General features: G+C 69.7%; 20 protein-coding genes. 13 read left to right on the top strand and 7 right to left on the bottom strand.

Going from position 1 to position 23088, the window contains the following annotated elements; translation table 11 throughout:
- Positions 1-117 precede the first annotated feature (117 nt).
- Entirely contained in the window at positions 118-381 is a 264-nt protein-coding gene (locus tag B5D66_RS18220; RefSeq protein WP_078762971.1) for a hypothetical protein, read from the bottom strand.
- A 124-nt stretch (positions 382-505) separates the two neighbouring features.
- Here B5D66_RS18220 and B5D66_RS18215 point away from each other — a divergent pair, with 124 nt between their 5' ends.
- The 5 genes from B5D66_RS18215 to B5D66_RS18195 all read left to right on the top strand — a co-directional run bounded on the left by B5D66_RS18215 (position 506) and on the right by B5D66_RS18195 (position 8000).
- Positions 506-1096 carry an HhH-GPD-type base excision DNA repair protein gene (locus tag B5D66_RS18215; protein WP_078762970.1) on the top strand — a complete coding sequence of 197 codons (591 nt, stop codon included), beginning with the start codon at positions 506-508 and terminating at the stop codon, positions 1094-1096.
- A gap of 363 nt (positions 1097-1459) precedes the next feature.
- Positions 1460-3556: a SpoIIE family protein phosphatase gene (locus B5D66_RS18210; protein ID WP_078762969.1), complete on the top strand. Its 2097-nt coding sequence runs from the start codon at positions 1460-1462 to the stop codon at positions 3554-3556.
- A 422-nt stretch (positions 3557-3978) separates the two neighbouring features.
- Complete coding sequence (locus B5D66_RS18205; RefSeq protein ID WP_235001100.1) at positions 3979-5541, top strand: RNA polymerase sigma factor; 1563 nt, start codon at positions 3979-3981, stop codon at positions 5539-5541.
- Positions 5542-5891: 350 nt separating this feature from the next.
- Entirely contained in the window at positions 5892-6911 is a 1020-nt protein-coding gene (locus B5D66_RS18200; RefSeq protein ID WP_078762967.1) for a hypothetical protein, read from the top strand.
- A 111-nt stretch (positions 6912-7022) separates the two neighbouring features.
- Positions 7023-8000 (top strand): hypothetical protein, encoded by a 978-nt coding sequence (locus B5D66_RS18195; RefSeq protein ID WP_200813700.1) that lies wholly within the window; start codon positions 7023-7025, stop codon positions 7998-8000.
- Between the two features lie 6 nt (positions 8001-8006).
- Here B5D66_RS18195 and B5D66_RS25530 read toward each other — a convergent pair whose 3' ends face one another.
- The 3 genes from B5D66_RS25530 to B5D66_RS18180 form a co-directional block, all read right to left on the bottom strand.
- Positions 8007-8330 carry a hypothetical protein gene (locus tag B5D66_RS25530; RefSeq protein WP_159457288.1) on the bottom strand — a complete coding sequence of 108 codons (324 nt, stop codon included), beginning with the start codon at positions 8328-8330 and terminating at the stop codon, positions 8007-8009.
- A 53-nt stretch (positions 8331-8383) separates the two neighbouring features.
- On the bottom strand, positions 8384-9184 hold the full coding sequence (gene yaaA / locus B5D66_RS18185; protein ID WP_078762965.1) for a peroxide stress protein YaaA: 801 nt from the start codon (positions 9182-9184) through the stop codon (positions 8384-8386).
- 198 nt (positions 9185-9382) lie between these two features.
- A complete protein-coding gene (locus B5D66_RS18180; RefSeq protein ID WP_078762964.1) occupies positions 9383-9613 on the bottom strand; it encodes a DUF7455 domain-containing protein in 231 nt (76 codons plus the stop codon).
- A 361-nt stretch (positions 9614-9974) separates the two neighbouring features.
- On the opposite strand from B5D66_RS18180, the gene B5D66_RS18175 reads away from it, so the two are divergent.
- Positions 9975-12080, top strand: a complete 2106-nt coding sequence (locus B5D66_RS18175) for a DNA gyrase/topoisomerase IV subunit B (protein WP_078762963.1) — start codon at positions 9975-9977, stop codon at positions 12078-12080.
- 64 nt (positions 12081-12144) lie between these two features.
- On the opposite strand, the gene cds1 is transcribed toward B5D66_RS18175, so the two are convergent.
- From cds1 to B5D66_RS18160, 3 genes are all read right to left on the bottom strand, one after another.
- Entirely contained in the window at positions 12145-13263 is a 1119-nt protein-coding gene (gene cds1 / locus B5D66_RS18170) for an L-cysteine desulfhydrase Cds1 (protein ID WP_078762962.1), read from the bottom strand.
- 69 nt (positions 13264-13332) lie between these two features.
- Positions 13333-13659 carry a tetratricopeptide repeat protein gene (locus B5D66_RS18165; protein WP_078762961.1) on the bottom strand — a complete coding sequence of 109 codons (327 nt, stop codon included), beginning with the start codon at positions 13657-13659 and terminating at the stop codon, positions 13333-13335.
- A 128-nt stretch (positions 13660-13787) separates the two neighbouring features.
- Positions 13788-16271: a DNA gyrase/topoisomerase IV subunit A gene (locus B5D66_RS18160; protein ID WP_078762960.1), complete on the bottom strand. Its 2484-nt coding sequence runs from the start codon at positions 16269-16271 to the stop codon at positions 13788-13790.
- Positions 16272-16787: 516 nt separating this feature from the next.
- Between B5D66_RS18160 and mbhE the strand changes: the two genes are divergently transcribed.
- From mbhE to mnhG, 7 genes are read left to right on the top strand one after another with little or no spacing between them, the layout of a single operon-like run.
- Positions 16788-19283 carry a hydrogen gas-evolving membrane-bound hydrogenase subunit E gene (gene mbhE / locus B5D66_RS18155; RefSeq protein ID WP_078762959.1) on the top strand — a complete coding sequence of 832 codons (2496 nt, stop codon included), beginning with the start codon at positions 16788-16790 and terminating at the stop codon, positions 19281-19283.
- 2 nt (positions 19284-19285) lie between these two features.
- On the top strand, positions 19286-19912 hold the full coding sequence (locus tag B5D66_RS18150) for an MnhB domain-containing protein (RefSeq protein WP_078762958.1): 627 nt from the start codon (positions 19286-19288) through the stop codon (positions 19910-19912).
- The gene (locus B5D66_RS18145; RefSeq protein WP_078762957.1) at positions 19909-20283 is read left to right on the top strand and encodes an NADH-quinone oxidoreductase subunit K; all 375 of its coding nucleotides are present in this window, start codon (positions 19909-19911) and stop codon (positions 20281-20283) included. Before B5D66_RS18150 ends, B5D66_RS18145 begins: the two co-directional genes overlap by 4 nt.
- The gene (locus B5D66_RS18140) at positions 20280-21806 is read left to right on the top strand and encodes a Na+/H+ antiporter subunit D (RefSeq protein ID WP_144390197.1); all 1527 of its coding nucleotides are present in this window, start codon (positions 20280-20282) and stop codon (positions 21804-21806) included. The genes B5D66_RS18145 and B5D66_RS18140 overlap by 4 nt, the downstream gene beginning before the upstream one ends.
- A complete protein-coding gene (locus tag B5D66_RS18135) occupies positions 21803-22432 on the top strand; it encodes a Na+/H+ antiporter subunit E (protein WP_078762956.1) in 630 nt (209 codons plus the stop codon). Before B5D66_RS18140 ends, B5D66_RS18135 begins: the two co-directional genes overlap by 4 nt.
- Positions 22429-22707, top strand: a complete 279-nt coding sequence (locus B5D66_RS18130; RefSeq protein WP_078762955.1) for an MrpF/PhaF family protein — start codon at positions 22429-22431, stop codon at positions 22705-22707. The genes B5D66_RS18135 and B5D66_RS18130 overlap by 4 nt, the downstream gene beginning before the upstream one ends.
- Complete coding sequence (gene mnhG / locus B5D66_RS18125) at positions 22694-23047, top strand: monovalent cation/H(+) antiporter subunit G (RefSeq protein ID WP_078762954.1); 354 nt, start codon at positions 22694-22696, stop codon at positions 23045-23047. The genes B5D66_RS18130 and mnhG overlap by 14 nt, the downstream gene beginning before the upstream one ends.
- The last annotated feature ends 41 nt before the right edge of the window (positions 23048-23088 follow it).

Raw genomic sequence — 23088 nt, 5'->3', positions numbered from 1 at the left:
GGTCGCCGATCCGGTCGGGTGGGGCCGCACACGCGCAGCGCGCCCTGTCCGGGGCGCGCTGCGCGCGAGGTCGTTCGCGACCGTTCGGGAACGGCGGATGCTCGGACGGAGGCGTCGTCAGCCGGTGCGGCCGTGGGGGCCGGAGCCCGGGACGACGGTGGAACCCAGGTTCGACGGCGGTTCGGATTTGACCATGGCTTGGAGGTGTTCCCGGGCGACGCGTTCCACGAGACCGGGGGTGACGTCGAACCCGAGGTGCTCGGCGCATCTCCAGGTGTCGGCGACGCAGCGTTCGACGCGCTGGTGGGAGAGCGCGCTGAACTCCGCGTGAAGTCGGGTGGTGACCTGCCGGAGGTCACCGACGGGATAGGTCTTGAGCATCCTCGCTCACGCCCCCTCGATGGCAGTGGTCTGGACGGCGACCACATCCATTTCACAACGTCGCCCTCTGGTGTCAACCCCTTACCGAGCGCCTCTTACAGAGCCTTTGTGCGACCCTTGACCTATGACGGTCCGGCTTCACCTCGCCCAGGACGACTCCGCCGACCGCCTGCTCTCCCGCAGTCCCCTGGCCTTGGTGGCCGGCATGCTGTTCGATCAGCAGGTCCCCATGGAACGCGCCTTCGCGGCTCCCGCGGCCATCGCGCGCAGGCTCGGGCGCGAGGACCTGGACGCGAGGGGGATCGCGCAGTACGACCCGCAGCGCTTTGCGGCGCTGCTCTCGGACAAGCCCGCGGTCCACCGTTACCCCGGCTCGATGGCCCGGCGCCTCCAGGACCTGTGCCGCCATCTGGTCGAGCACTACGAAGGCGATGCCGAGGCCCTGTGGCGCGATGTCCCCACGGGTGCGGAGGTAGCGCGCCGGTCGCGGGCCCTGCCGGGGTTCGGCGAGCAGAAGAGCCAGATCCTCCTGGCGCTCCTCGGCAAGCAGCTGGGGGTCCGTCCACAGGGCTGGCGTGAGGCGGCGGGGCCCTATGGCGAGGACGGAACGGCGCGCTCGGTCGCCGATGTCCACGATCCCGAGTCCCTGGCCCGGGTCCGCGCGTTCAAACAGGAGCGGAAGGCGGCGGAGAAGGCGAGGACCGCGCGTTCCTGAGCGCGCCCGCCTTCCCACCGGCCCGCTCGGGAAGGCCGAGGAGCAGCAGGTCAAGAATTCTTTCCCGGTATTGGACTGTCCGGAAAACGCGCCTTTCCGTCCGCTGTTCGCACCACCACGTATCATTCACTTTCGGCTATGACCGGTCACCGTCCGCTGTGGGCGGATCAGCGCGACCGGCGTCCCGTGGCTTATGCTGATGCGACCGGGAGCGCGGAACCGGCGAGCCGGCCGGGGCCGTCCGTCCCGGGAGGAGGGCGTGGTCCCGCAGACCCGGGTCGCCGTGGCGCTGCGGGTCGCGGGCCGTGGGCGCCCGACAGCCATAGATCCCCGGCAGCGGGAAGGATCCCGGAGGTGTCCCGTATGAACACCGAGACGTCCGTGCCGCCTCCTCGGCTGTCCGGATTGAGTCCGGTGGATGCCGCGTTGCTGGACACCCTCCTCAAGGAGGCTCCCATCGGGTTCGCCTTCTTCACCCCCGACCTGCGCTACCAGCGGGTCAATCGCACGCTGGCGACGATCTACGGGGTGGACTCCGGCGACTGCCACGGACGTACCCCCTCCGAGGTCCTCGACGAGGAGGACGCCTGCGCCCACGAGACCGCGCTGTCCGCGGTCCTGGCCGGGGAGTCCGTCGTCTACAGCGACCACCACCTCATCGGTGGCACGCCGAGCCGTCCTGACGACGACCGCCACTGGGCGATGTCGTGGTTTCCCGCCCACGACGCCGAGGGGCAGGCCACCGGCGTGGCCCTCATCGCGGTCGACATCAGCGACAGGCACAAGGCCGAGACCACCCTGCGGCGCAGTGAGGAGCGCTACCGCTCGCTCCTGCAGGCCAGCAACCAGATCGTCTGGGCGGCCGCGCCCGACGGACGCACCCACGAGGACTGCGCCGAATGGCGCGCCATCACCGGCCAGGACCCCGAGGAGTACCTCGCCGAGGGCTGGTTGGGCCGGGTCCACGTCGACGACCGCGAGCGCGTGGAGCGCGCCTGGGACGACGCCGTGCAGGACCGGACGCCCTTCGACGCGACCTTCCGGGTGCGCATCCGCTCCGGCGAGTTCCGCCACTACCACTCCAGGGCGGTCCCGCTGGTCCGCGACGACGCCGTGGTCGAGTGGGTCGGCACCCACAGCGACATCACCACCCAGCGCGAGGCCGAGGAGATGCGCCAGCGCCTCACCCAGCAGCTCGGCGAGGCCGCGCTGCGGACGGTCAGGTTGCAGAAGGCGACCTCCGACCTCGCCGAGGCGCTCACCGTGGACCAGGTCGTGCACGCCATGACCGAGATCGGCGAGACCGCCGTCGGCGTGTACCGCACCGCTGTGGCCCTGCTCGACCGCGAACGTCTGCGGTTGCGGCTGCTCAACTCCGACGGGATCCCCGACATCCCCGGCGCGCCGCCGGCCGAGGTGGCCCTGGAGTTCCCCAGCACCATGACCCTCGCGGTGCGCGAGCGCAAGCCCGCCATCGCCGGTTCGCCCCAGGCGCTCCTGGAACTGATGGAGCACCACGAGGACGCGGTCACCTACCTGCGTCACACCGACGAGCGCGCCTGGGTGGCGCTGCCCCTGATGAGCGCGGGCCGGGCCATCGGGGCGCTGCGTTTCGCCTTCAACGGAACCCGCGACGTCTCCGACGAGGAACGGATCTTCCTTGAGGCGCTGGCCGGCCAGTGCGCGCTCGCGTTGGAGCGGGCAACGCTCTACGAGCGCGAACACCGCACCGCCGAGGCGCTCCAGCAGAGCCTGCTGCCCGAGGACCTTCCCGAGGTGCGCGGCATCCGCTTCGCCTCCCTGTACAACCCCGGCACCAAGTACGTCCAGGTCGGCGGCGACTGGTACGACGCCTTCGAATTGAGCGACGGCAGGGTGGCCGGTGTCCTGGGCGACGTGATGGGCAAGGGCATCAAGGCCGCCACCGGTATGAGCCGGGTGCGCAACGCGCTGCGGGCGCTGGCCTTCAGCATGCCCGAACCCGCCGACGTGCTCACCGGGCTGGACCGGATGTTCGACGCGACCGAACGCGACGACCAGATCACCACACTGGCCTATTTCGTCCTGGAGCCCGGCACGGGACACGGCTACCTCGGCAACGCCGGGCACCTTCCGCCCCTGGTGGTGGCGCCCGACGCCGAGCCGCGGCTGCTCGAGACCGAGCCCGCGACGCCCCTGGGGATGCCCTTCGAACGGGCCCACCACAAAATTTTCGTCCAGCCCGGTAACACCGTGGTGCTCTATTCCGATGGACTAGTAGAGAACCGTAGGCGCTCGGTCGCCTCGGGTCTCGACGAACTCGTAACCGTCGCGTCCCAGGCGCCAGCGGAGGTGGTCGGCGACCCGCAGAAGATGCTCGAATACCTTGTTGAGAACATGCTCGCGGGGTATGAGCAGGACGACGATGTCACGTTGCTCGCCGTCCATGTTCCGGCGATCGAGGCCGAGCCGGAAGATTGAGACTGTACGAAGAACTCTCCGACCTTGCCTAAGGTGGGATGAGGATCCACCGTGGTGGTCTCCGCGCACGCGGGGATGATCCGATGAGGACCCGAACCACTGGATTGAATCCGCGTAGCTGCGGTGAAAATCCTACTGGGCGGGCGTGCCCGAACGCCAGGGACGGCACGTACGCTCGACAGAAAACAACGCCCTCCGCACAAGCGAGGGGCGTCCCGGGCTTGAGTGAGGAAAAGAGCACCACCTTGCCTCCTGACTCTTCGGGCCGCCGGGTCCAGCAATCTCGCCACACGTCCGTTCGAGAGGTGTTTGTGTCACCTGCCAGTTCGACCCGCTCCAAGCAGCAGGAGTCGCTGCACGAGCCTGTCATCCAGCAGCTGATCGAGCGTGGGCGGTCCCAGGGGTACCTTGAGCCCGAGGACGTGCGCCGTGCCTTTGAAGAGGCCGACATTCCCATGTCGAAGGCTCAGGCCGTGCTCCGCAGCCTGACGAAGGAGGGGGTCACCCTCGTCGTCGGCGCGGCGGAGTCCGCACCGACGCGGCGCAAGTCCACACGTCGCAAGACGACCGCTCCCAAGACCACCACGACCAGGGTGAAGCGTGCCGCGGCGGCTCAGGAGCAGCCCGACAGCGTGACCGCCGTGGTCGAGACCGCCAAGGCCGCCACTCCCGCCAAGAAGCGGGCCACGGGTGCCGCCACGGGCGAGGGGGGAACCAAGCGGACGGCGAAGGCCGCGACCGCCAAGAGCGCGCCGGCCAAGCGCACCACGGCCAAGAAGGCGGCCGTCAAGACCACGACGAAGAAGACCGACGAGGTCAACCTCGAGGACGAGGAGATCGATCTCGAGGTCACCGACTTCGACGACGCCGAGGAGACCGGCGCCGAGCTGGAGCTGGTCGAGGACACCGACGACGAGGTCGAGGTCGTCGACGGTCCGGTGGCCGGGTCGGGGCTCAAGCCCGAGACCGCGGGCATCCCGGAGAAGGCCACCGCCAACACCTCCGAGGACGAGGCGTTCGTCCTCTACGACGATGACGACGACGCCCCCGCGGCGCAGGTCGTCGCCGCGGGCGCCACCGCCGACCCGGTCAAGGACTACCTCAAGCAGATCGGCAAGGTTCCGCTGCTCAACGCGGAGCAGGAGGTCGAGCTCGCCAAGCGTATCGAGGCGGGGTTGTTCGCCGAGGAGAAGCTGGCCGAAGAGGGCGACTCGCTGCCGTTCGAGTTCCGCGACGAGCTCGAGTGGATCGCCGAGGACGGCAGCCGGGCCAAGAAGCACCTGCTCGAGGCGAACCTGCGCCTGGTGGTCTCGCTGGCCAAGCGCTACACCGGACGCGGCATGCTCTTCCTGGACCTCATCCAGGAGGGCAACCTGGGTCTGATCCGCGCGGTCGAGAAGTTCGACTACACCAAGGGTTACAAGTTCTCCACCTACGCCACCTGGTGGATCCGTCAGGCGATCACCCGGGCGATGGCCGACCAGGCCCGGACCATCCGCATCCCGGTGCACATGGTCGAGGTCATCAACAAGCTGGCCCGCGTCCAGCGGCAGATGTTGCAGGACCTCGGTCGCGAGCCCACTCCCGAAGAGCTCGCCAAGGAACTCGACATGACCCCCGAGAAGGTCGTCGAGGTTCAAAAGTACGGCCGTGAGCCGATCTCGCTGCACACCCCGTTGGGCGAGGACGGAGACAGCGAGTTCGGCGACCTCATCGAGGACTCCGAGGCGATCCAGCCGGGCGAGGCGGTCAGCTTCACGCTCCTGCAGGAGCAGCTGCACTCGGTCCTCGACACGCTGTCGGAGCGCGAGGCGGGTGTGGTCTCGATGCGTTTCGGGCTCACCGACGGTCAGCCCAAGACGCTGGACGAGATCGGCAAGGTCTACGGTGTGACCCGCGAGCGGATCCGTCAGATAGAGAGCAAGACGATGTCGAAGCTTCGGCATCCGTCGCGCTCCCAGGTTCTCCGCGACTACCTGGACTGACCCGTCTTCGTGCCGGCCGCCCCGAGAGGCCGGGCCGAAGAGGCGGGCCGACGGGCTGCCACCCCGAGCAGGGGCGGCAGCCCGTCGGCATCGCCGGCGTTCTCTACCACGGCGGTTCGCTCCACGGATGTGGCGAGGTCCGTGCAGCGTCGTGGCGAGGGTGCTTGCGATGACTCCCTCCATCCGGTATGCCGATCATCCCGCGGGCGATGTATGGGCGAGATAAAAAACCGAGACCGGTTTGTTATCTCGAATCACAGTTGATCACACCATTTACGGCGATAAGGCCGGTTTGCCGCTTGTGGCGGAAAAGAGGTGTTCGTGTTCTTAGGAGCCGCTAATCTCGCTCCATGAGGCTCTTCGGGCGCCGTAAGCGCGTCGACCATGGCAAACCCCAGGTCACCTACATCCCCGGCCGTTGCTGGAAGGATCCCGCCCTGGACGCGGGCGTCGACGCGGTCGAGGAGGGGCACCTCCTGGCCGGAACGGCGCTGTTGCGGGAGTGCCGCGACGATCCGGAAAAGCGCGCCCAGCGGGTCGAGGCCCTGGGAGGAGCCGCGGTCGGGCACAGCGGGCACATCGCCGGTCTCCTGGAGGAGGAGACCGATCCCCGGGACGCGGCCGACATCCTGCTGTGGTTGGGGTCCACCCTCATCAGGGAGGCGTGGAAGATCCGTGGTGGCGGCTGGGCCGAAACCGTGGGCCGTGACCGGTTCAAACTGTTCTTCGCCACCCTCGCCGAGGCGCGGGAACCCCTCCTGGCCTCCGCGCACCTGTTCCCCGAGGACCCGGTGCCCTGGGTGTGCCTCCAGTCCTTCGCGATGGGCTCTCAGCTCGACCGGGCGGACAAGGACGAGATCTGGCGCAACATCATCGAGCGCTGCCCGACGATCTTCCCCGGGCACTGGGGGCGTCTCCAGATCCTCTCCGACAAGTGGGGCGGCTCCCATGAGGAGATGTTCGACTTCGCCCGGACCACGGCGCGTACGGCGCCTTCGGGGCATCCCCTCGTCGCGATGCTGCCGCTGGCCCACGCCGAGTACCTGCTGCGTGAGCGCATGCCCCTGCTGGACGAGGGAAGCTACAAGGCGTTCGTGCGCTTCTCCGTCGACCATTACTCGGTGGAGACGGTTGCGGAGCTGAAGGAGGCGTCGGAGCGATGGCTCTCGGGGGGAGAGGAGCACCCGCGTGACATCGAGGCCCACCATCTCTTCGGTGGGGTCTTCGCCGACTGCGGGGACGACGACGCCGCCCGTCTCCACCTGGGCCGGATCGGGGACCGCTTCATGGCGGTCCCCTGGGACTACTTCGGTACGGGAACCGCGATGGAGGAGTTCCGCGAGACGATGGAACGCCTTGAGCTGGGCTGAGCGGGCTTAGAAAGTTATCTCAACCCCGCTTTCGGGCTATTTCGGCGCTATCCTCCCATGCTCATGGGCTTGTTCGGAGGGGGCCACAGGGCCGGTCGGGTGGAAACGGTCATGAGCGGGATCGTCGCCGACCGTTGTTGGAACGATCCCGCCCTGGATGCGGGCGTCGACGCGGTGCGAGAGGGCCATCTGCGGGCGGGGTTGGTCCTCCTGGCGGAGACACGAGGGAATCCGGAGACGCGCGCGCTGCGCGTCGACGCGCTCGGCGCCGCCGCGGTCGGCCTCAGCCGTGAGATCCACGCTCTGCTCACCCGGGAGACGCCTCCGCAGGAAGCCGCCGACATCCTGGTGTGGCTGGGACGGACGCTGATCGTCGAGGCGTGGCGGATCCGAGGCGGCGGTTTCGCGGACACCGTCGGCACGGACCGCTTCAAACTGTTCCACCGCACCCTCGCCGACGCGCGAGACCCCCTCCTGGCCGCCGCCGAGCTCTTCCCCGACGACCCGGTGCCCTGGTCGTGCCTCCAATGGGTGGGGCTCGGTCTGCAGTTCGACCGGAACGACAGCGACACGATCTGGCAGCGGGTCGTCGAACGCTGCCCCACCCTCTTCTCCGGTCACTGGGCGCGGTTGCAGCTCCTCTCGGAGAAGTGGGGCGGCAGCCACGAGGAGATGATGGACTTCGCCCGTGCGACGGTGGCCAACGCCCCACACGGCCATCCGGTGGTCTCGATGATCGCGTTGGCCCACATCGAGCGGTTCCTCGGACGGCAGCGCGGGCTGCTGAAGTCCAAGAGGTACCTCGCCGCGATGAGGCAGGAGGTCACCTACTTCAACGGGAGGACCCTGGACGAGGTCGCCGCCGCAGCGGACAAGTGGTGCATGAGCGCCTTACCGCATCCGCGCGACCTCGAAGCCCACCACCTCATGGGGTGGGTGTTCCACGCGGGGGAGGAGAAGGTCCGCGCGCGGTGGCACTTCTACCAGGTGGGGCACCGTCTGCACAGGGCACCATGGTCCTACACGGCGGGGGACGAGGAGGGGAAGCGGGCCTTCGCCAACGCCCTGATCGAGCTGCACCTGGCGTGAGAGGGCTCAGCCCCAGGGCAGGGCGGTGAGCATCCCGCCCAGCGAGCCGGCCACCAGCCCCCACCCCAGGGCGCGCAGGGCGCGGGGACGGCGCGGCGGCGCGAGGTAGCCGCCGACGCCCAGCAGGGCGTAGAACACCACCTGGAAGGGGGCCGCGTCCTGAGCCCCGGTCGCCGTCACCAGCAGGGTGGCGAGGAACCACACCGAGAACAGGCCGACGCAGAAGTACAGGGGCGAGGTGCCGGCCGTGACCGCGGTGCCGGTCGCGGGGGCGGACGGGCGGACCGGGCCGGGGGAGGGGCGGGAGGCGGGCAGGCGAGACGAGGACATGGGCACCACCAACGAGGACGGGGCGTGGAGCACGTCGTGTCGCGTGTCACATCCTAGTCTCGCACGACCACGTCCATCCGATAGGGCTGTCCCGTCCGCGCGGGCGGGGCGAGTTCGACGTCGTGGTCGAGGTCGCGCAGCGCTTCGCGCAGTTCGTGAGGGGTCCGCGCGGTGACGCGCGCGCTCAAGAGCGCGTGCGCGATCACTCCGCGGGTGGCCTTGGCCATGTGGCTGACGACGGTGCGCCGCGGTTCACCGGCCACGATGGTCTCGCGCAGGACCCGAAGGGTGACGGTGCGTTCGGCGGTCGCGCCCGTGGGACGGAACGCCGCCGCGTAGGTCGCGGAGCGGCAGTCCACGACGAGCCGCTCCTCCGCCCGTTTGGTCAGCAGGTCCGTCAGGTGGGCGCGCCAGAACGCGCCGAGCGCTCCCAGCGCCGGCAGCCGCACCCCCATCGACAGACGGTACGGGGGGATCGGGTCATCGGGGCCGACCACGCCCCACAGGCCCGAGAAGATCAGGACGGAGTCTCGGGTGAGCTGCGCGGAGTCGCCCGTGAGCAGGTCGGGCAGGCGCAGGGCGTCGTAGAGGACGCCCGTGTAGAGGTCGGCGGCGCGCAGAGTCGGAGCGGTGCGCAGCGCGCGGTTGCGTTCGAGCGCGGTGGCGGCCTGTCCCGGGGACAGGTCCAGCGCCTTGCGCGCCTCCTCGGCGGGGCCCGCGCACACCCGCTCCAGCTCCGCCAGCACGCTCTCGCGGGCGGAGCTCACCTCGGGCAGGGTGAGCGCGCCGAGGTCGAGCAGGGCGCCGCGCCCCTCGTCGGCCTTGCCCTCCGATGGCGGCAGCAGGATGAGCATGGGTCCTCCACTCCCGGGTCGTGCGACCGTGGCGCCGACCGCGGGCCGCGGTGGCCGCCTCCCAAGCTACCCAGGGTGGAAAGTCGGGGGGCCCGTTCGGGCACGTGTCCACGATCACTCGGCCGCGCAAAGGGGGCCGGAAAAGACTTCGGCGGCGGCCTCCGGGTGAGGAGGCCGCCGCCGCACGTCTCTTGTGGGTCAGCGCTCGCCGTCGGACGCGGCGGCGGGGGTGGAGTGGAGCCGGTCGGTCTCGTCCTGGATGTCCGACGCGATCTTGCGGATCGATTCGTCGTGCTTACGCATGTGGTGGGCGCAGAACAGCAGTTCGCCACCGGAGTTGAGAACCACTCGGACATACGCCTGCGCGCCGCAACGGTCGCAACGGTCAGCAGCCGTCAGCGGCTGGGTGGGGGCAAGAGTTCCAGTCACTTCGCCTTCCTCAATACTCGGCGCTAGTCACTCAGGACAACATCTAACCGGACGCAGACCTTCCCAACCAGGTCTGTTGTACGCCGACAGCGGAATCCGCCCGGTTTGTGACCTACCTCTCCGGTTCGGCGGAACATCCTGTCCGTGTCATACCCGGCGACACGCTCCGCTACGCGGATGTCGTAGGGTGCCGCTACCCTGCAATTCGAACTACTGTGCCTATGGCACGAAGATGACGAGCACGCACGGACGGCTTCGACGGCAGACGGGCGCGCTCGTCCAGTGCCCGCCCCTGTACCTCCGCGCCCCGGTCCGCCGGCCGCGGCGCGCTCGAAAACCCTCGATTCGCAGGAGAGTCCACGTGACCGCCCTCACCGCAGCCGTCCATGACCCCGAGGATTATTCCGCGCGGCACCTTTCGGTCTTGGAAGGTCTTGAGGCGGTCCGCAAGCGGCCCGGCATGTACATCGGCTCCACCGACAGCCGGGGCCTGACCCACTGCATGTGGGAGATCATCGACAACGCCGTCGACGAGGCGCTCGGCGGCTTCTGCACACGTATCGACGTGGTGCTGCACGCCGACGGGTCGGTCGAGGTGCGCGACAACGGACGCGGCATCCCGGTCGACGTCGAACCGAAGAGCGGCCTGTCCGGCGTCGAGCTGGTCATGACCAAACTGCACGCCGGAGGCAAGTTCGGCACCGGCTCCTACACCGCCTCGGGTGGTCTGCACGGTGTCGGCGCCTCCGTCGTCAACGCCCTGTCGGCGCGTCTGGACGTCGAGGTCGACCGCGAGGGACACACCAACGCCATCAGCTTCCGGCGCGGCATTCCCGGACGCTTCGACGCCGCCGGCCCCGACGCGGGCTTCACCCCCGAGTCCGGCCTCGTCCGCACCCGCAGAGTGGCCCGCAAGGTCACCGGTACCCGGGTGCGGTTCTGGGCCGACCGTCAGATCTTCCTGAAGGACGCCGACATCGCCCGCGAGGCGCTCCTCGAACGCGCCCGTCAGACGGCCTTCCTCATTCCGGGACTGACGATCTCGGTGCGTGATGAGCGGACCGAGGGCGAGGAGCCCTACGAGGAGGAGTTCCGCTTCGACGGCGGGATCGGCGAGTTCTGCACCTTCCTCGCCCCCGACGAGCCCGTCAGCGACGTGCTGCGCATCCAGGGCACCGGCCAGTTCAAGGAGACCGTCCCGGTCCTCGACGAGAACGGCCACATGACGCCGACCGAGGTCGAGCGCCAGCTGGAGGTCGACGTCGCCCTGCGCTGGGGCACGGGGTACGACACCACGGTGCGGTCCTTCGTCAACGTCATCGCCACCCCCAAGGGGGGCACCCACCTCGCCGGTTTCGACCGGGCCCTGGTGCGCGTGATCAACGACCAGCTGCGCAGCACGAAGCTGCTCAAGGCCAGTGACGACCCGGTCGTCAAGGAGGACGTGCTGGAGGGCCTCACCGCGGTGGTGACGGTCCGGCTTCCCGAACCGCAGTTCGAGGGCCAGACCAAGGAGATCCTGGGCACCTCGGCCGCCAGCCGCATCGTCTCCCAGGTGGTGGGCAAGGAGCTACGGCACTTCCTGACCTCCACCAAGCGGGCCGAGAAGCAGCAGGCGCGCGCCGTCTTGGAGAAGGTCGCCAACGCGGCCAAGGCGCGCCTTGCGGCCCGGCAGCAGCGCGAGACCCAGCGCCGCAAGAACGCCCTGGAGAACTCCGCGCTGCCCGCCAAGCTGGTCGACTGCCGCAGCGAGGGGCTGGAGCGCAGCGAGCTGTTCATCGTGGAGGGCGACTCCGCCCTGGGAACCGCCAAGCTCGCCCGCGACTCCGAGTTCCAGGCCCTGCTGCCCATCCGCGGCAAGATCCTCAACGTCCAGAAGTCGTCCGTGGCCGACATGCTGAAGAACGCCGAGTGCGCCGCGATCATCCAGGTCATCGGGGCCGGGTCGGGACGCACCTTCGACGTCGAGGCGGCGCGTTATGGCCGGGTCATCCTCATGGCCGACGCCGACGTCGACGGCGCGCACATCCGCTGCCTGCTGCTGACGCTGTTCTACCGCTACATGCGGCCCATGCTGGAGGCCGGCCGGGTCTACGCGGCCGTGCCCCCGCTGCACCGCATCGAGCTGACCAACGTCCGCAAGAAGCGCGGGGCCCGTCCCGAGGACAAGTACATCTACACCTACTCCGACGCCGAGCTGCACCGCACGCTCGCCGAGTTGGAGAAGAAGGGCAAGACCTGGAAGGAACCGGTCCAGCGCTACAAGGGCCTGGGCGAGATGGACGCCGACCAGCTCGCCGAGACCACCATGGACCCGCGTTACCGCACGCTGCGCCGGATCCGGGTGGAGCAGGCCGAGGAGGCCGCGGCGGTGTTCAGCCTCCTCATGGGCAACGAGGTCGCGCCTCGACGCGAGTTCATCGCCAAGGGCGCCCGCGAGCTCGACCTCTCCAGGATCGACGCCTAAGACGCGGACGGTCCCGGCCGCCACGTTCCCACGGGACCGCGGCGGCCGGGACCGGGCCCGCCGGCTATTCCTCCACCCACGCGCCGGTGGCGAGGAAGCGCTCCAGCGTGGCGGTGTAGGGGCGCAGGTCCAAGCCCTGGGCGGCGACCCACTCGTCGTCGTAGTAGCTGTGCCGGTACCGTTCGCCGCCGTCGCAGATCAGCGTGACGACACTGCCACGCCGTCCGCTCTCGAGCATCCGCGCCACGAGCCGCCACACCCCCCACAGGTTCGTACCGGTGGAACCGCCCGCGCACAGCCCGGTGACGTCGTTGAGATGGCGCATCGCGGCGATGCTCGCCGCGTCCGGCACCGGGATCATCACGTCGATGACCGAGGGGACGAAGCTGGGCTCCACGCGAGGACGGCCGATGCCCTCGATACGCGAGGGCATGCCGGTGGCGTAGTCGGGCGCGCCGGTGACCCAACTGGGAAAGAACGCGGAGTTCTCCGGGTCCACGACGGCCAGCCGGGTGTGGTGGCGACGGTAACGCAGGTAACGGCCGATCGTGGCCGAGGTCCCGCCGGTGCCCGCGCCCACCACGATCCAGTCGGGGATCGGGTGCCGTTCCAGGGTGAGCTGGGAGAAGATCGATTCGGCGATGTTGTTGTTACCGCGCCAGTCCGTGGCCCGCTCGGCGTAGGTGAACTGGTCCATGTAGTGACCGCCGCTCTCGGCGGCGAGCCGCTCGGCCTCGGTGTACATCTCGGCGGGGACGTCCACGAAGTGGCAGCGACCGCCGTAACGCTCGATCAGCGCGATCTTCTCCGGGCTGGTCCGGCGTGGTACGACGGTGATGAATTCCAGGCCGAGCAGCCGCGCGAAGTAGGCCTCGGAGACCGCGGTCGACCCGGAGCTCGCCTCGACGATCGTGGTCCCCTCGTCGATCCAGCCGTTGGCCAGCCCGTACAGGAACAGCGACCGGGCCAGCCGGTGCTTGAGACTGCCGGTGGGGTGGACCGACTCGTCCTTGAGGTACAGGTCGATGCCCCACTCCTCGGGCAGGGGGAAGACGTGCAGGTGGGTGTCTGCGGAGCGGGCGGCGTCGGCGGTGATCCTGCGGACGGCCTCGTCACTCCAGGAGCGGTTGCGGGAGCACGAGCGGTCGATCCACGGGTCGGGGGTGTCTGGCGAGGCTGACATGGGACGAAGCGTATACGCGGGCGGGCCGCCCCCAAGGGGAGCGGCCCGTCGCCGTCGTCGTCGCCCGGGTCAGTCGAGGGAACCTCCGGACATCACCCCGTGCATCCGGCGGTGCGGGGCGGCCTCGGATTCGCGGTTCTGCCGTTCCAGGGTCCGGGCGAGCGCGATGTGCGCCCACGCGTCACAGGGGTCGAGTTCGACCAGCCGGCGGAACGTCTCCTCCGCCTTGGCGAGCTGGGCCGAATGGAAGTAGGACCGGCCGAGGAGCTCCAGGACCGAGCGGCTGTTGGGCTCGGCCTCCGCCAGCGGGGCCAGGACCCGGGCCGCGCCGATCGGATCGCCGAGGTTGAAGAAGCGGCGGCCACGGGCAAAGGTGTCGTACGACGTCTCCGCCATGCGTACTCCTTTCGTCGGGCGTTCCAACAGAGGGGAAGCCGTGAGCATTCCCGTTCCAGCGGCCGGGTGCGGTCGCCGCGAACCCCGCCCCGTTCCCGGAAGGGCGGGGTGCCCCGCCGCCCCGGGGATCAGGAGCCCGAGGCCGGTGCGGTCACCCCGGTGTCGGTCTGGCCGCTTCCGACGAAGGCGATGGGGCGGGGAAGCGCCTCACCGGAGCCGTCGCGACGTCCGTCCAGGTCGGGCAGGCGGACCGGTCCGCCGTCCGCGCGCGAGGCCCGCGCCGGGGCGCGGCCCACCCAGGCGAAGAGCAAGGTGTCCTCGCCCTTGAGGAACCGGTGGCAGCGAACACCCCCGGTCGCGCGCCCCTTGACCGGATAGACCTCGAAGGGGGTCACCTTCGCCGCGCCGGCCTGGGATCCGGGCAGCGCGGCGGAGGTTCCGGCCACGGTGAGCACGACGGAGTCCTCGGGGACGGGAACCGCCCCGAACCACAGGGCGCGGGCGCCCTCGCCCAGCCGGACACCGGCCACGCCACCGGCCGGACGCCCCTGGGGACGCACCGACGAGGCGGGGAAGCGCAGCAGCTGGGCCTCGGAGGTGATGAAGACCAGGTCCTCCTCGCCGGTCGACAGCTGTGTCGCGCCGACGAGCCGGTCGCCCTCCTTGAGGCCGATGACCTCGAAGTCGTCCTTGTTCTGCGGATAGTCGGTGACCCGCTTGACCACGCCCTGCTCGGTGCCCACGACCAGCCCCGGTCCGTCGCCTGCGAGGCTGGCCAGCGAGATCACCCGCTCGCCGTCGGCCAGCTCCACGAACTCCGTCACCGGGGAGCCGGAGGCCAGCGGCGGCACGTCCGCCCCCTCGTCGGGCACCTCGGGCAGCTCCAGCACCGGGATCCGGATCAACCGGCCCAGGTCGGTGACGATCGCGATCTCACCGCGCACCGTCGCCGGGACCGAGGCGGTGATCGCGTCGTGGCGGACCCGCAGCCCCTCGAACATCCGCGGAAGCCGGGCCCCCACGCTGCGGCCGAGCATCCCGCTGGAGCTCAGCAGGACGTGGCAGGGGTCGTCGCCGACCTCCAGCGGGACCGCGGCGGTGCGGGTGGCGCCGGAGCTCTCCTTGAGGACGGTGCGGCGCGGCGTGGCGTACTGCTTGGCGACCTCGGCGAGCTCCTTGGAGACGACCCGGCGCAGTTTGGCGTCGGACTCCAGGATCGCGGTGAGCTCGGCGATCTCGGAGTCGAGGCGGTCACGCTCGCCCTCCAGCTCCAGCCGGTCGTACTTGGTGAGCCGGCGCAGCGGCGTGTCCAGGATGTAGCGGGCCTGGACGTCGGAGAGCCCGAAGCGGTCCATGAGACGCTCCCGCGCCTGCCCGGAGTCCTCGGATTCGCGGATCAACGCGATGACCTCGTCGATACCGAGCAGCGCGACCAGCAGGCCCGCGACCAGGTGCAGGCGCTCCTGCCGCTTGGCCCTGCGGAACTCGCAGCGACGCCGGACCACCTCGAGGCGGTGGTCGACGTAGACCGAGAGGAGCTCGCGCAGGCCCAGCGTCTGCGGCTGTCCGTCGACCAGGGCCACGTTGTTGATGCCGAAGGACTCCTCCATCGGCGTGAGGCGGTACAGCTCCTCCAGGACGGCCTCGGGGTTGAAGCCGTTCTTCAGCTCGATCACCAGCCGCAGGCCCTGGTTGCGGTCGGTGAGGTCCTTCAGGTCGGAGATGCCCTGGATCTTCTTGGCCTGCACCAGTTCCTTGATGCGGCTGACGACCTTCTCGGGGCCGACGTTGTAGGGCAGCTCGGTGACGACCAGGCCGGTGCGCCGCGGGGTGACCTTCTCGATCGACACGGTGGCGCGGGTGCGGAAGGTGCCGCGGCCCTTCACATAGGCGTCGCGGATGCCGTCGAGGCCCACGATGGTGCCGCCGGTGGGCAGGTCGGGGCCGGGGACGAACTCCATGAGGTCGTCCAGGGTGGCGTCGGGGTGTGCGATGAGGTGACGCGCGGCGGAGATGACCTCACCGAGGTTGTGCGGCGCCATGTTGGTCGCCATGCCCACCGCGATACCGGAGGCCCCGTTGACCAGCAGGTTGGGGAACGCGGCCGGCAGGACCTCGGGTTCCTGCTCCTGGCCGTCGTAGTTGGGGCGGAAGTCCACGACGTTCTCGTCGATGGAGGCGACCATCAGCTCGGCGGGGGAGGCCAGGCGCGCCTCGGTGTAGCGCATGGCCGCGGGTGCGTCGTCGCCGCCCAGAGAACCGAAGTTGCCGTGTCCGTCGACGAGCGGGACGCGCATGGCGAAGGGCTGGCTGAGCCGGACCAGCGCGTCGTAGATGGAGCCGTCGCCGTGCGGGTGCAGCTTTCCCATGACCTCGCCGACCACGCGGGCGCACTTGACGTGCGCGCGGTCGGGCCGCAGGCCCATTTCGTTCATCTGGTAGAGGATGCGCCGCTGAACGGGCTTGAGCCCGTCGCGGGCGTCCGGCAGCGCGCGCTGGTAGATGACCGAGTAGGCGTACTCCAGGAAGCTGCCGCGCATTTCCTCGGAGACGTCGATGTCGATGATCTTCTCAGCGAGTTCCGCCGGAGGTTGGGACGTAGTTCGGGCCATGACCGTAATTCTGGCCCGACCCAGTGACCACCGCGAACCGGATCGCGGGGTGAAATACCGTGCCGTCCCCGTGCCGCCGGCCGTCTCCGGCCGGAGACGGGGAGTGAGGCGTTTCATGTCATCCCCGAGAACAGGCCATACGAGGGGTGGAGACGCTGCGTAACCGGACACGGTGCTTCGGGCGGCCCGTGACGACGCGCTGTAAGTGGGACGCCGTGTCTCATCTTTCTTGTTGTATGAGATCAAACACGGTGAAATTGGGAATTCGAGCCGGTGGCGTTCCGGAGAAGGACCTGATTTTCCCGCCCTACCAGTATAAATACGGAGAGTGACGATCGTCCGTGGTCGGTCGGGGGGCGGCAAATAGTACACCTCGGCGCGGTGACGTCAAGATGGGAAGGAGGAGTGCGGTTACCCTTTGGGGTGTTCCGTCCGTTCGACACCTCGCCCCGCCCGCCCGCCGTCCGGTGGTGAGAAAGGTTGCGCCTCCGGTCCTGACCATCGATAACGTCACTTATGCTGCTGCCCTTCATCATCGCGATCCACGCCCTGGCTGCGGTCGCGATACCGCCGTTGGTACGGCTCCTGGGACCTCGCGCCTTCCTGGTGGCGAGCCTGCCGCCGATCCTGTCCGCGGTCTGGGCGCTCTCCCAGGCACCGGAGATCGTCGCCGGCCGGGCCGTTTCCGCGTCCATCCCCTGGGTGCCCGCCCTCGACATCAACCTCGACTTCCGGCTCGACGCGCTCGCCCTCGCGATGGTGCTGCTGGTCTCCGGCGTGGGCGCCGTCATCTTCTGCTACAGCGCCGCCTACTTCTCCTCCGGCGAGCGCGCGCTCGGTCGACTCGCCTCGGTGATGGTGCTGTTCGCCGGATCGATGCTCGGGGTCGTCACCACCGACAACCTGTTCGCGCTCTATGTCTTCTGGGAACTGACCTCGGTCACCTCGTTCCTGCTCGTCGGCCATGACGACCGCAAGGAGAACTCCCGGCGCGCGGCCACCCAGGCCCTGGTCACCACCGCGGGCTTCGGCCTGCTCATGCTCATCGGCTTCATCATCCTGGGCACCATCGGCGGGACCTACAGCATCTCCGCCCTGCTGGCCGACCCGCCCACCGACAGCCCCTGGTTGCCGGCGGCCCTGGTCCTCATCCTGGCCGGCGCCTTCGCCAAGTCCGCCCAGGCCCCCCTGCACTACTGGCTCCCGGGCGCGATGGTCGCCCCGACCCCGGTCAGCGGCTACCTGCACGCGGCGGCGATGGTCAAGGGCGGCGTCTACCTCATCGCCCGGCTGTCCCCCGGTTTCGCCGACGTCGATCCCTGGCGCGTCCTCGTGCTCGGCTTCGGTCTGGCCACGATGGTCGTCGGCGGGTGGCGAGCACTGCGCCAAGACGACCTGAAACTCCTCCTCGCCTACGGCACCGTCAGCCAGCTCGGTTTCCTCACCCTGCTGGCCGGGGCGGGCACCCACACCGCCGCGATCGCCACCATCGGGGTGCTGCTGTCCCACGGCCTGTTCAAGTCCACGCTGTTTTTGACCGTGGGGATCGTCGACCACCAGACGGGGACGCGCAGCATCAGCCGGCTCAGCGGCCTGGGGCGGCGGATGCCGGTGCTCGCGGTGGCGGCCGGTCTCGCGGCGGCCTCCATGGCGGGCCTGCCGCCGTTGCTCGGCTTCGTCGGCAAGGAGGCGGCGCTGGAGGCGTTCGTCCCCGGCCACGCCGGCGAACTCCCCCAGGGGGTCGCCTGGACCGTGCTGGTCGGCCTGGTGTTCGGCTCGGTGCTCACCTTCGCCTACAGCGCCAGGTTCGTCTGGGGGGCCTTCGCGGACAAGGCCACCGTCTCCGCGCGCCGCTTCAAAGCGCCCTCGGCCCCGTTCGTGGCGGCCCCGGTCCTGCTGTCGGCGGCCGGCCTGGTCCTGGGGGTCGCCTCGCCCCTCCTCGACCCGATCGCCCAGTCCTACGCCGCCGCCTACGACGACGGCGGGTACCCCTACCACCTCGCCCTGTGGCACGGCCTCACCCCGGCGCTCGGACTGTCGGCGCTGGTCATCGTCTTGGGCGCGGCGATGTTCTGGTGGCGTCGCCCCGTCGCCAGGCTGCAGAACTCGATGCCGCGCTGGCCGGACGCCGACGCGGGCTACCACCTGTTCATCCACACCGTCTACTCCAGCGCGCTGAGCGTCACGCGCCGCTCGCAGAGCGGCTCCCTGCCGGTCTACCTCGGCATCATCCTGGCCACGATGCTCGCGCTGCCGGGACTGCGCATGCTCGCGGCCCTGATCACCGGTGAGCTGGCGCTACCCCTGGGCGGAGAGCACCTGCGCCTGTGGGACAGCCCCCTTGAGGCGGTCGTCGCCCTGGTCATCATCGTCACCGCGGTCGCGACCGTGCGCGAACACCGCAGGTTCCCCGCCCTCATCCTCCTCAGCGCGATGGGATTCGGCATCGCGGGTCTGTTCGTCCTGCACGGGGCGCCCGACCTGGCGCTCACGCTGGTGCTCGTCGAAACGCTGACGACCATCATCCTGGTGTTCGTCCTGCGCCTGCTGCCGACGACCTTCCACACCCGGCCCAACGGGTGGGCCAAACGACTGACCCTCCTCCTGTGCTCGGCCGCGGGCACCTTCATCGCGGTGGCGCTGTGGCTGACGACGAGCGCGCGCACCGCCGAACCCATCTCGCGTGAGTTCGCCGGCTACGCCGAGCAGGCCGGGGGGCACAACCTCGTCAACGTGATCCTCGCCGACTTCCGCGCGCTGGACACCTTCGGTGAGGTCGTCGTCCTGGCCACCGCGGCCGTCGCGGTCGCCTCGCTGGTCCTGCTCAACCGCCGTGACCGGATCGTGGACGAGCCCGACGTCGACATCAACGAGGAGGAGATCGAACTGGCGATGCGCGCCCCCGGATCCCCCGTCAGCGAGAACGCCGACCTCGGCACGCGCGGCGAGGAGGGGGCCGACCTGCGAATCTCCCGTTCCCGAACCGGCGACAAGCCCAAGGAGGGAAGCTGACCATGGCCCTCGAAGGCAGTGGCGCCCCGCGCCCTCGTGCCACGGCCGGCGGGAGCTCCGCGGGACCGCCCGAAGGCTGGGAGGCACCGCGTGAACGGTGGCTGAGCACGGTCGTCCGTCCCGCGTTCGGTCCTCGCTCGGTCCTGCTGGAGGTCGCGGCGCGGCTGCTGATCCCCGCCATCCTCACCCTGTCGGTCTTCCTCCTGGTGTCCGGACACGACCGTCCCGGCGGAGGGTTCGCCGGAGGGCTCGTGGCGAGCATGGCCTACGTGCTGCGCTACATCGCGGGCGGTCGCCATGAACTCGCCGCGGGACTGCCGATGCGGCCCAACACCCTGCTCGCGCTGGGCATGATCGTCGCCTGCGGCGCGGCCGGTGTTCCGCTGCTGTTCGGCCGGCCCATCCTCGACACCGTCAAGTGGGAGTTCACCCTCCCGGTCTTCGGTGACGTCAAACTGCTCAGTGCGCTGATCTTCGAAACGGGGGTCTTCCTGATCGTCGTCGGTCTCGTCCTGTCCGTTGTCGCCGCGCTCGGCGCCCGCATGGAGGCGGAGGAGGCGGAGGCCCGCCAGGAGCGGGCCGCAGAGCAGGCGCGCGCCGCCCGCAGGCGAGGGGGTGAGAAGGCGTGAACACGCCCGGACTCATCCTCGTCGTGTGCGTCGCGGTCCTCTACTCCAGCGGCTTCTACCTGCTCCTCCAGCGCTCCCTGATGCGCGTCGTGTTCGGCATCCTCATCCTGGGCCACGCCGCGAACCTGTCCCTGCTCCTGACCGACGAGGCCATCACCCTGCCCCCGCTGCTGGGCGGCCCGTCGGGGGAGATGTCGGACCCGCTGCCCCACGCCATGGCGCTGACCGCGATCGTCATCACCTTCGGTGTCACCACCTTCCTGCTCGCACTCGCCTACCGGGTGTGGCTGGGAGACGAGAACGACGAAGTCCCCGACGACGTCGAGGACCGCCGCATCAGCCGGCTGACCGAGCCGGAGGACTCCTCGTGAACATGCTGCTCGCCATCCCCCTCGTGGTGCCGTTGCTGGGCGCCGCCGTGACGCTGCTGCTGCGCGGCGTTCCCCGGGCCCAGCAGATCGTCGGCGCGCTGACCCTGTCGGTGGTCATCGTCGACGCAGCGCTGCTGCTGGCGCGCACCGCCGACGGCACGGTCGTGACCACCCAGGCCGGGGCCTGGGCGGCGCCGCTGGGGATCACCCTGGTCGCCGACCCCATGGCCGCGCTGCTCCTGCTCGTCTCCTCGGTGGTCCTGCTGATCGTCCTGCTCTACGCGATCGGGCAGGACATCGGCGGGCTCAGCCGGGCCACGCCGCAGGTGTTCCACCCGACCTACCTCGTGCTGACCGCGGGCGTGTGCCTCAGCTTCATCGCCGGCGACCTGTTCAACCTGTTCGTCGGGTTCGAGATCATGCTGACCGCGAGCTACGCCCTCATCACCCAGGCGCCCACCAGGGCGCGGGTCCGCGCGAGCATGATCTACACCGTCGTCAGCCTGACCTCATCGATCCTCTTCCTCACCGGGATCGCCCTGGTCTACGCCCTGACGGGCACCGTCAACATGGCCGACATCGCCGAGAAGCTCGGTGCCGCCCCTCCGGAGCTGCGGATGGTGCTGGCCCTGCTGTTCTTCGTGGTGTTCGGGATCAAGGCCGCCATCGTGCCCATGCACTTCTGGCTGCCCGACAGCTATCCGGTGGCCCTCACCCGCATCTCGGCGATCTTCGCCGCGCTGCTGACCAAGGTCGCGGTGTATGCGATCATCCGCACCCAGACGCTGCTGTTCTTCCGCGACGACATCTCCGACGTACTGCTGTGGGTGGCGATCGCGACCATGGTCGTGGGGATCCTCGGCGCCCTGGTCCAAGACGACGTCAACCGGGTCATGTCCTTCGCCCTGGTCAGCCACATCGGTTTCATGATCTTCGGGCTGGGCGTGGGAACGGCCGCGGGTCTGGCCGGGGCGGTGTTCTACCTCGTGCACCACATCATCGTCCAGGCCACGCTCTTCCTGGTGAACGGGCTGATGCGGCAGTACGTGGGGCACACCTCGCTGCGCGCCATCCGCGGGCTGACCACGGTGTCCCCGGCGCTGGCGCTCTTCTTCTTCCTGCCGGCGCTCAGCCTGGCCGGGCTGCCGCCGATGTCGGGCTTCGTCGCCAAGGTCGCGCTGTTCGAGGCTGGTTTCGCCGAGGGAAGCCCGCTCGTCCTGGCCGGCATCGTCGCGGGTCTGTTGACCAGCCTGCTCACGCTGATCGCGGTCTTTCGGATCTGGACCCGGGCGTTTTGGGGCACTCCGCTGCCGGACATGGTCGAGGCGAAGGAGCGGCTGCGCAACGGCGCCAACCTCGGCGGTCTGCGTTTCATGACCACGATGACCGGGGTCATGGTCGCCGTCGGGCTGTTCGTGGCGGTCGCGGCCGGACCGTTGGCCTCGATCGGCTTCACCGCGGCCGAGGGGCTGGTCAACGGCGACGCCTACATCGAGGCCGTACTGGGAGAGGGGGCGCGATGACCGCGGCGGACGAGAGCGGCGCGGTGCGTCCCGTGGAGGCGCCCGCCGACGAGCGGAGCTGGCTCCAGCGTCTCCTGGGGCGCCTGCCCACGGTCGTCTGGCTCACGGTGATGTGGGTCATCCTGTGGGGGGACCCGTCCCCGGGAACGATCCTGGCCGGTCTGCTCGTGGCCTCGCTGGGCTACTCGGCCGCGCGTCTCCCGCACCTGCCGGTCCGGCTGGGATTTCACCCGATCGCGGTGTTGCGGCTGGCCTCGCGCATCGGCTACGACCTTTTCGCCTCCAGCGTCAGAGTGGCCTTCCACGTTCTGTGGCGGCCGGAGCGGACCCGCGGCGCGATCGTCGCGGTCCCCATGCGCACCGACTCCGACTTCCTGCTCGCCCTGGTCAGCGGAGGTCTGTCCCTGGTCACCGGGAGCCTGGTGATCGAACTCAACCGTGACCAAGGGGTCATCTACGTGCACGGTATCCCCGTGGCCTCGCCCGAGGCGGTGGAGGGGCTGCGCCGCCAGGTGCGCCGTACCGAGGAACTGATCGTCCGCGCGTTCGGCAACGCCGAGGACATCGCGGAGTTCGAACGCGCCGAACGCGAGTACGCCACGACCACGCGGAAGGAGACGTCGTGAACGTCTTGGAACACGTCTACACCGCGACGTTCGCCATGCTGGGCGCGGGCGTGCTGTTCACGCTCGTCCGCCTGGTGCGCGGGCCGTCGGTGCTCGACCGCATCATCTGCCTCAACGCGCTGTCGGTGCTGGTGGTCAGCTCGATCGCGGTGGAGGTCGCGGTCCGCGGCGACACCGCCTACATCGGCCTCATGGTGACGATCGCGCTGCTGGGCTTCGTCGGCACGTTGACGGCGGCCCGGTTCGCGGAGAGGCGGGCCCATGACCGTGGCTGACTGGGCGACCGCGGTGCTGCTGCCGCTCGGTGCGCTGTTCGCGCTCATCGGCACCTTCGGCCTGGTGCGGTTCCCCACGCTGTTGGGGCGCCTGCACGCGGCGACCAAGCCGGACACGGTGGGGCTGGTCCTGCTCCTACTCGGAGCCGCGTTCCAGCTGCCCGACGTCGGTTCGGCCGTGCCGCTGGCCCTGGTGGGCCTGTTCCAGTTCCTGACGGTCCCGGTTCTGGCCCAGACGATCGGGCGTGTCGCCTACAGCCGTGGCGAGAGCGACCGCGCCCACCTGGTGACCGACGAACTGCGGCAGGCGCTGCGCGAATCGCGCGACGACGGGGAGTGACCCGCGGCCGGTTGCCGGGACCGGGCGGCGCCGCGGCGCGG

The sequence above is a fragment of the Marinactinospora thermotolerans DSM 45154 genome, assembly GCF_900167435.1.
Classification (GTDB): domain Bacteria; phylum Actinomycetota; class Actinomycetes; order Streptosporangiales; family Streptosporangiaceae; genus Marinactinospora; species Marinactinospora thermotolerans.
This window is presented reverse-complemented; position numbering and strand designations above follow the sequence as displayed.

What these genes read in the sequence shown, in the direction of transcription:
- B5D66_RS18195 (WP_200813700.1), top strand. Translation starts at nt 7,023, where the DNA reads ATGAGCGGGATCGTCGCCGACCGTTGTTGGAACGATCCCGCCCTGGAT.
- yaaA (WP_078762965.1), bottom strand. Translation starts at nt 9,184, where the DNA reads ATGCTCATCCTGCTGCCGCCATCGGAGGGCAAGGCCGACGAGGGGCGC.
- B5D66_RS18210 (WP_078762969.1), top strand. Translation starts at nt 1,460, where the DNA reads ATGAACACCGAGACGTCCGTGCCGCCTCCTCGGCTGTCCGGATTGAGT.
- B5D66_RS18165 (WP_078762961.1), bottom strand. Translation starts at nt 13,659, where the DNA reads ATGGCGGAGACGTCGTACGACACCTTTGCCCGTGGCCGCCGCTTCTTC.
- mnhG (WP_078762954.1), top strand. Translation starts at nt 22,694, where the DNA reads ATGACCGTGGCTGACTGGGCGACCGCGGTGCTGCTGCCGCTCGGTGCG.
- mbhE (WP_078762959.1), top strand. Translation starts at nt 16,788, where the DNA reads ATGCTGCTGCCCTTCATCATCGCGATCCACGCCCTGGCTGCGGTCGCG.
- B5D66_RS18160 (WP_078762960.1), bottom strand. Translation starts at nt 16,271, where the DNA reads ATGGCCCGAACTACGTCCCAACCTCCGGCGGAACTCGCTGAGAAGATC.
- B5D66_RS18200 (WP_078762967.1), top strand. Translation starts at nt 5,892, where the DNA reads ATGAGGCTCTTCGGGCGCCGTAAGCGCGTCGACCATGGCAAACCCCAG.
- B5D66_RS18220 (WP_078762971.1), bottom strand. Translation starts at nt 381, where the DNA reads ATGCTCAAGACCTATCCCGTCGGTGACCTCCGGCAGGTCACCACCCGA.
- B5D66_RS18135 (WP_078762956.1), top strand. Translation starts at nt 21,803, where the DNA reads ATGACCGCGGCGGACGAGAGCGGCGCGGTGCGTCCCGTGGAGGCGCCC.
- B5D66_RS18215 (WP_078762970.1), top strand. Translation starts at nt 506, where the DNA reads ATGACGGTCCGGCTTCACCTCGCCCAGGACGACTCCGCCGACCGCCTG.
- B5D66_RS25530 (WP_159457288.1), bottom strand. Translation starts at nt 8,330, where the DNA reads ATGTCCTCGTCTCGCCTGCCCGCCTCCCGCCCCTCCCCCGGCCCGGTC.
- cds1 (WP_078762962.1), bottom strand. Translation starts at nt 13,263, where the DNA reads ATGTCAGCCTCGCCAGACACCCCCGACCCGTGGATCGACCGCTCGTGC.
- B5D66_RS18150 (WP_078762958.1), top strand. Translation starts at nt 19,286, where the DNA reads ATGGCCCTCGAAGGCAGTGGCGCCCCGCGCCCTCGTGCCACGGCCGGC.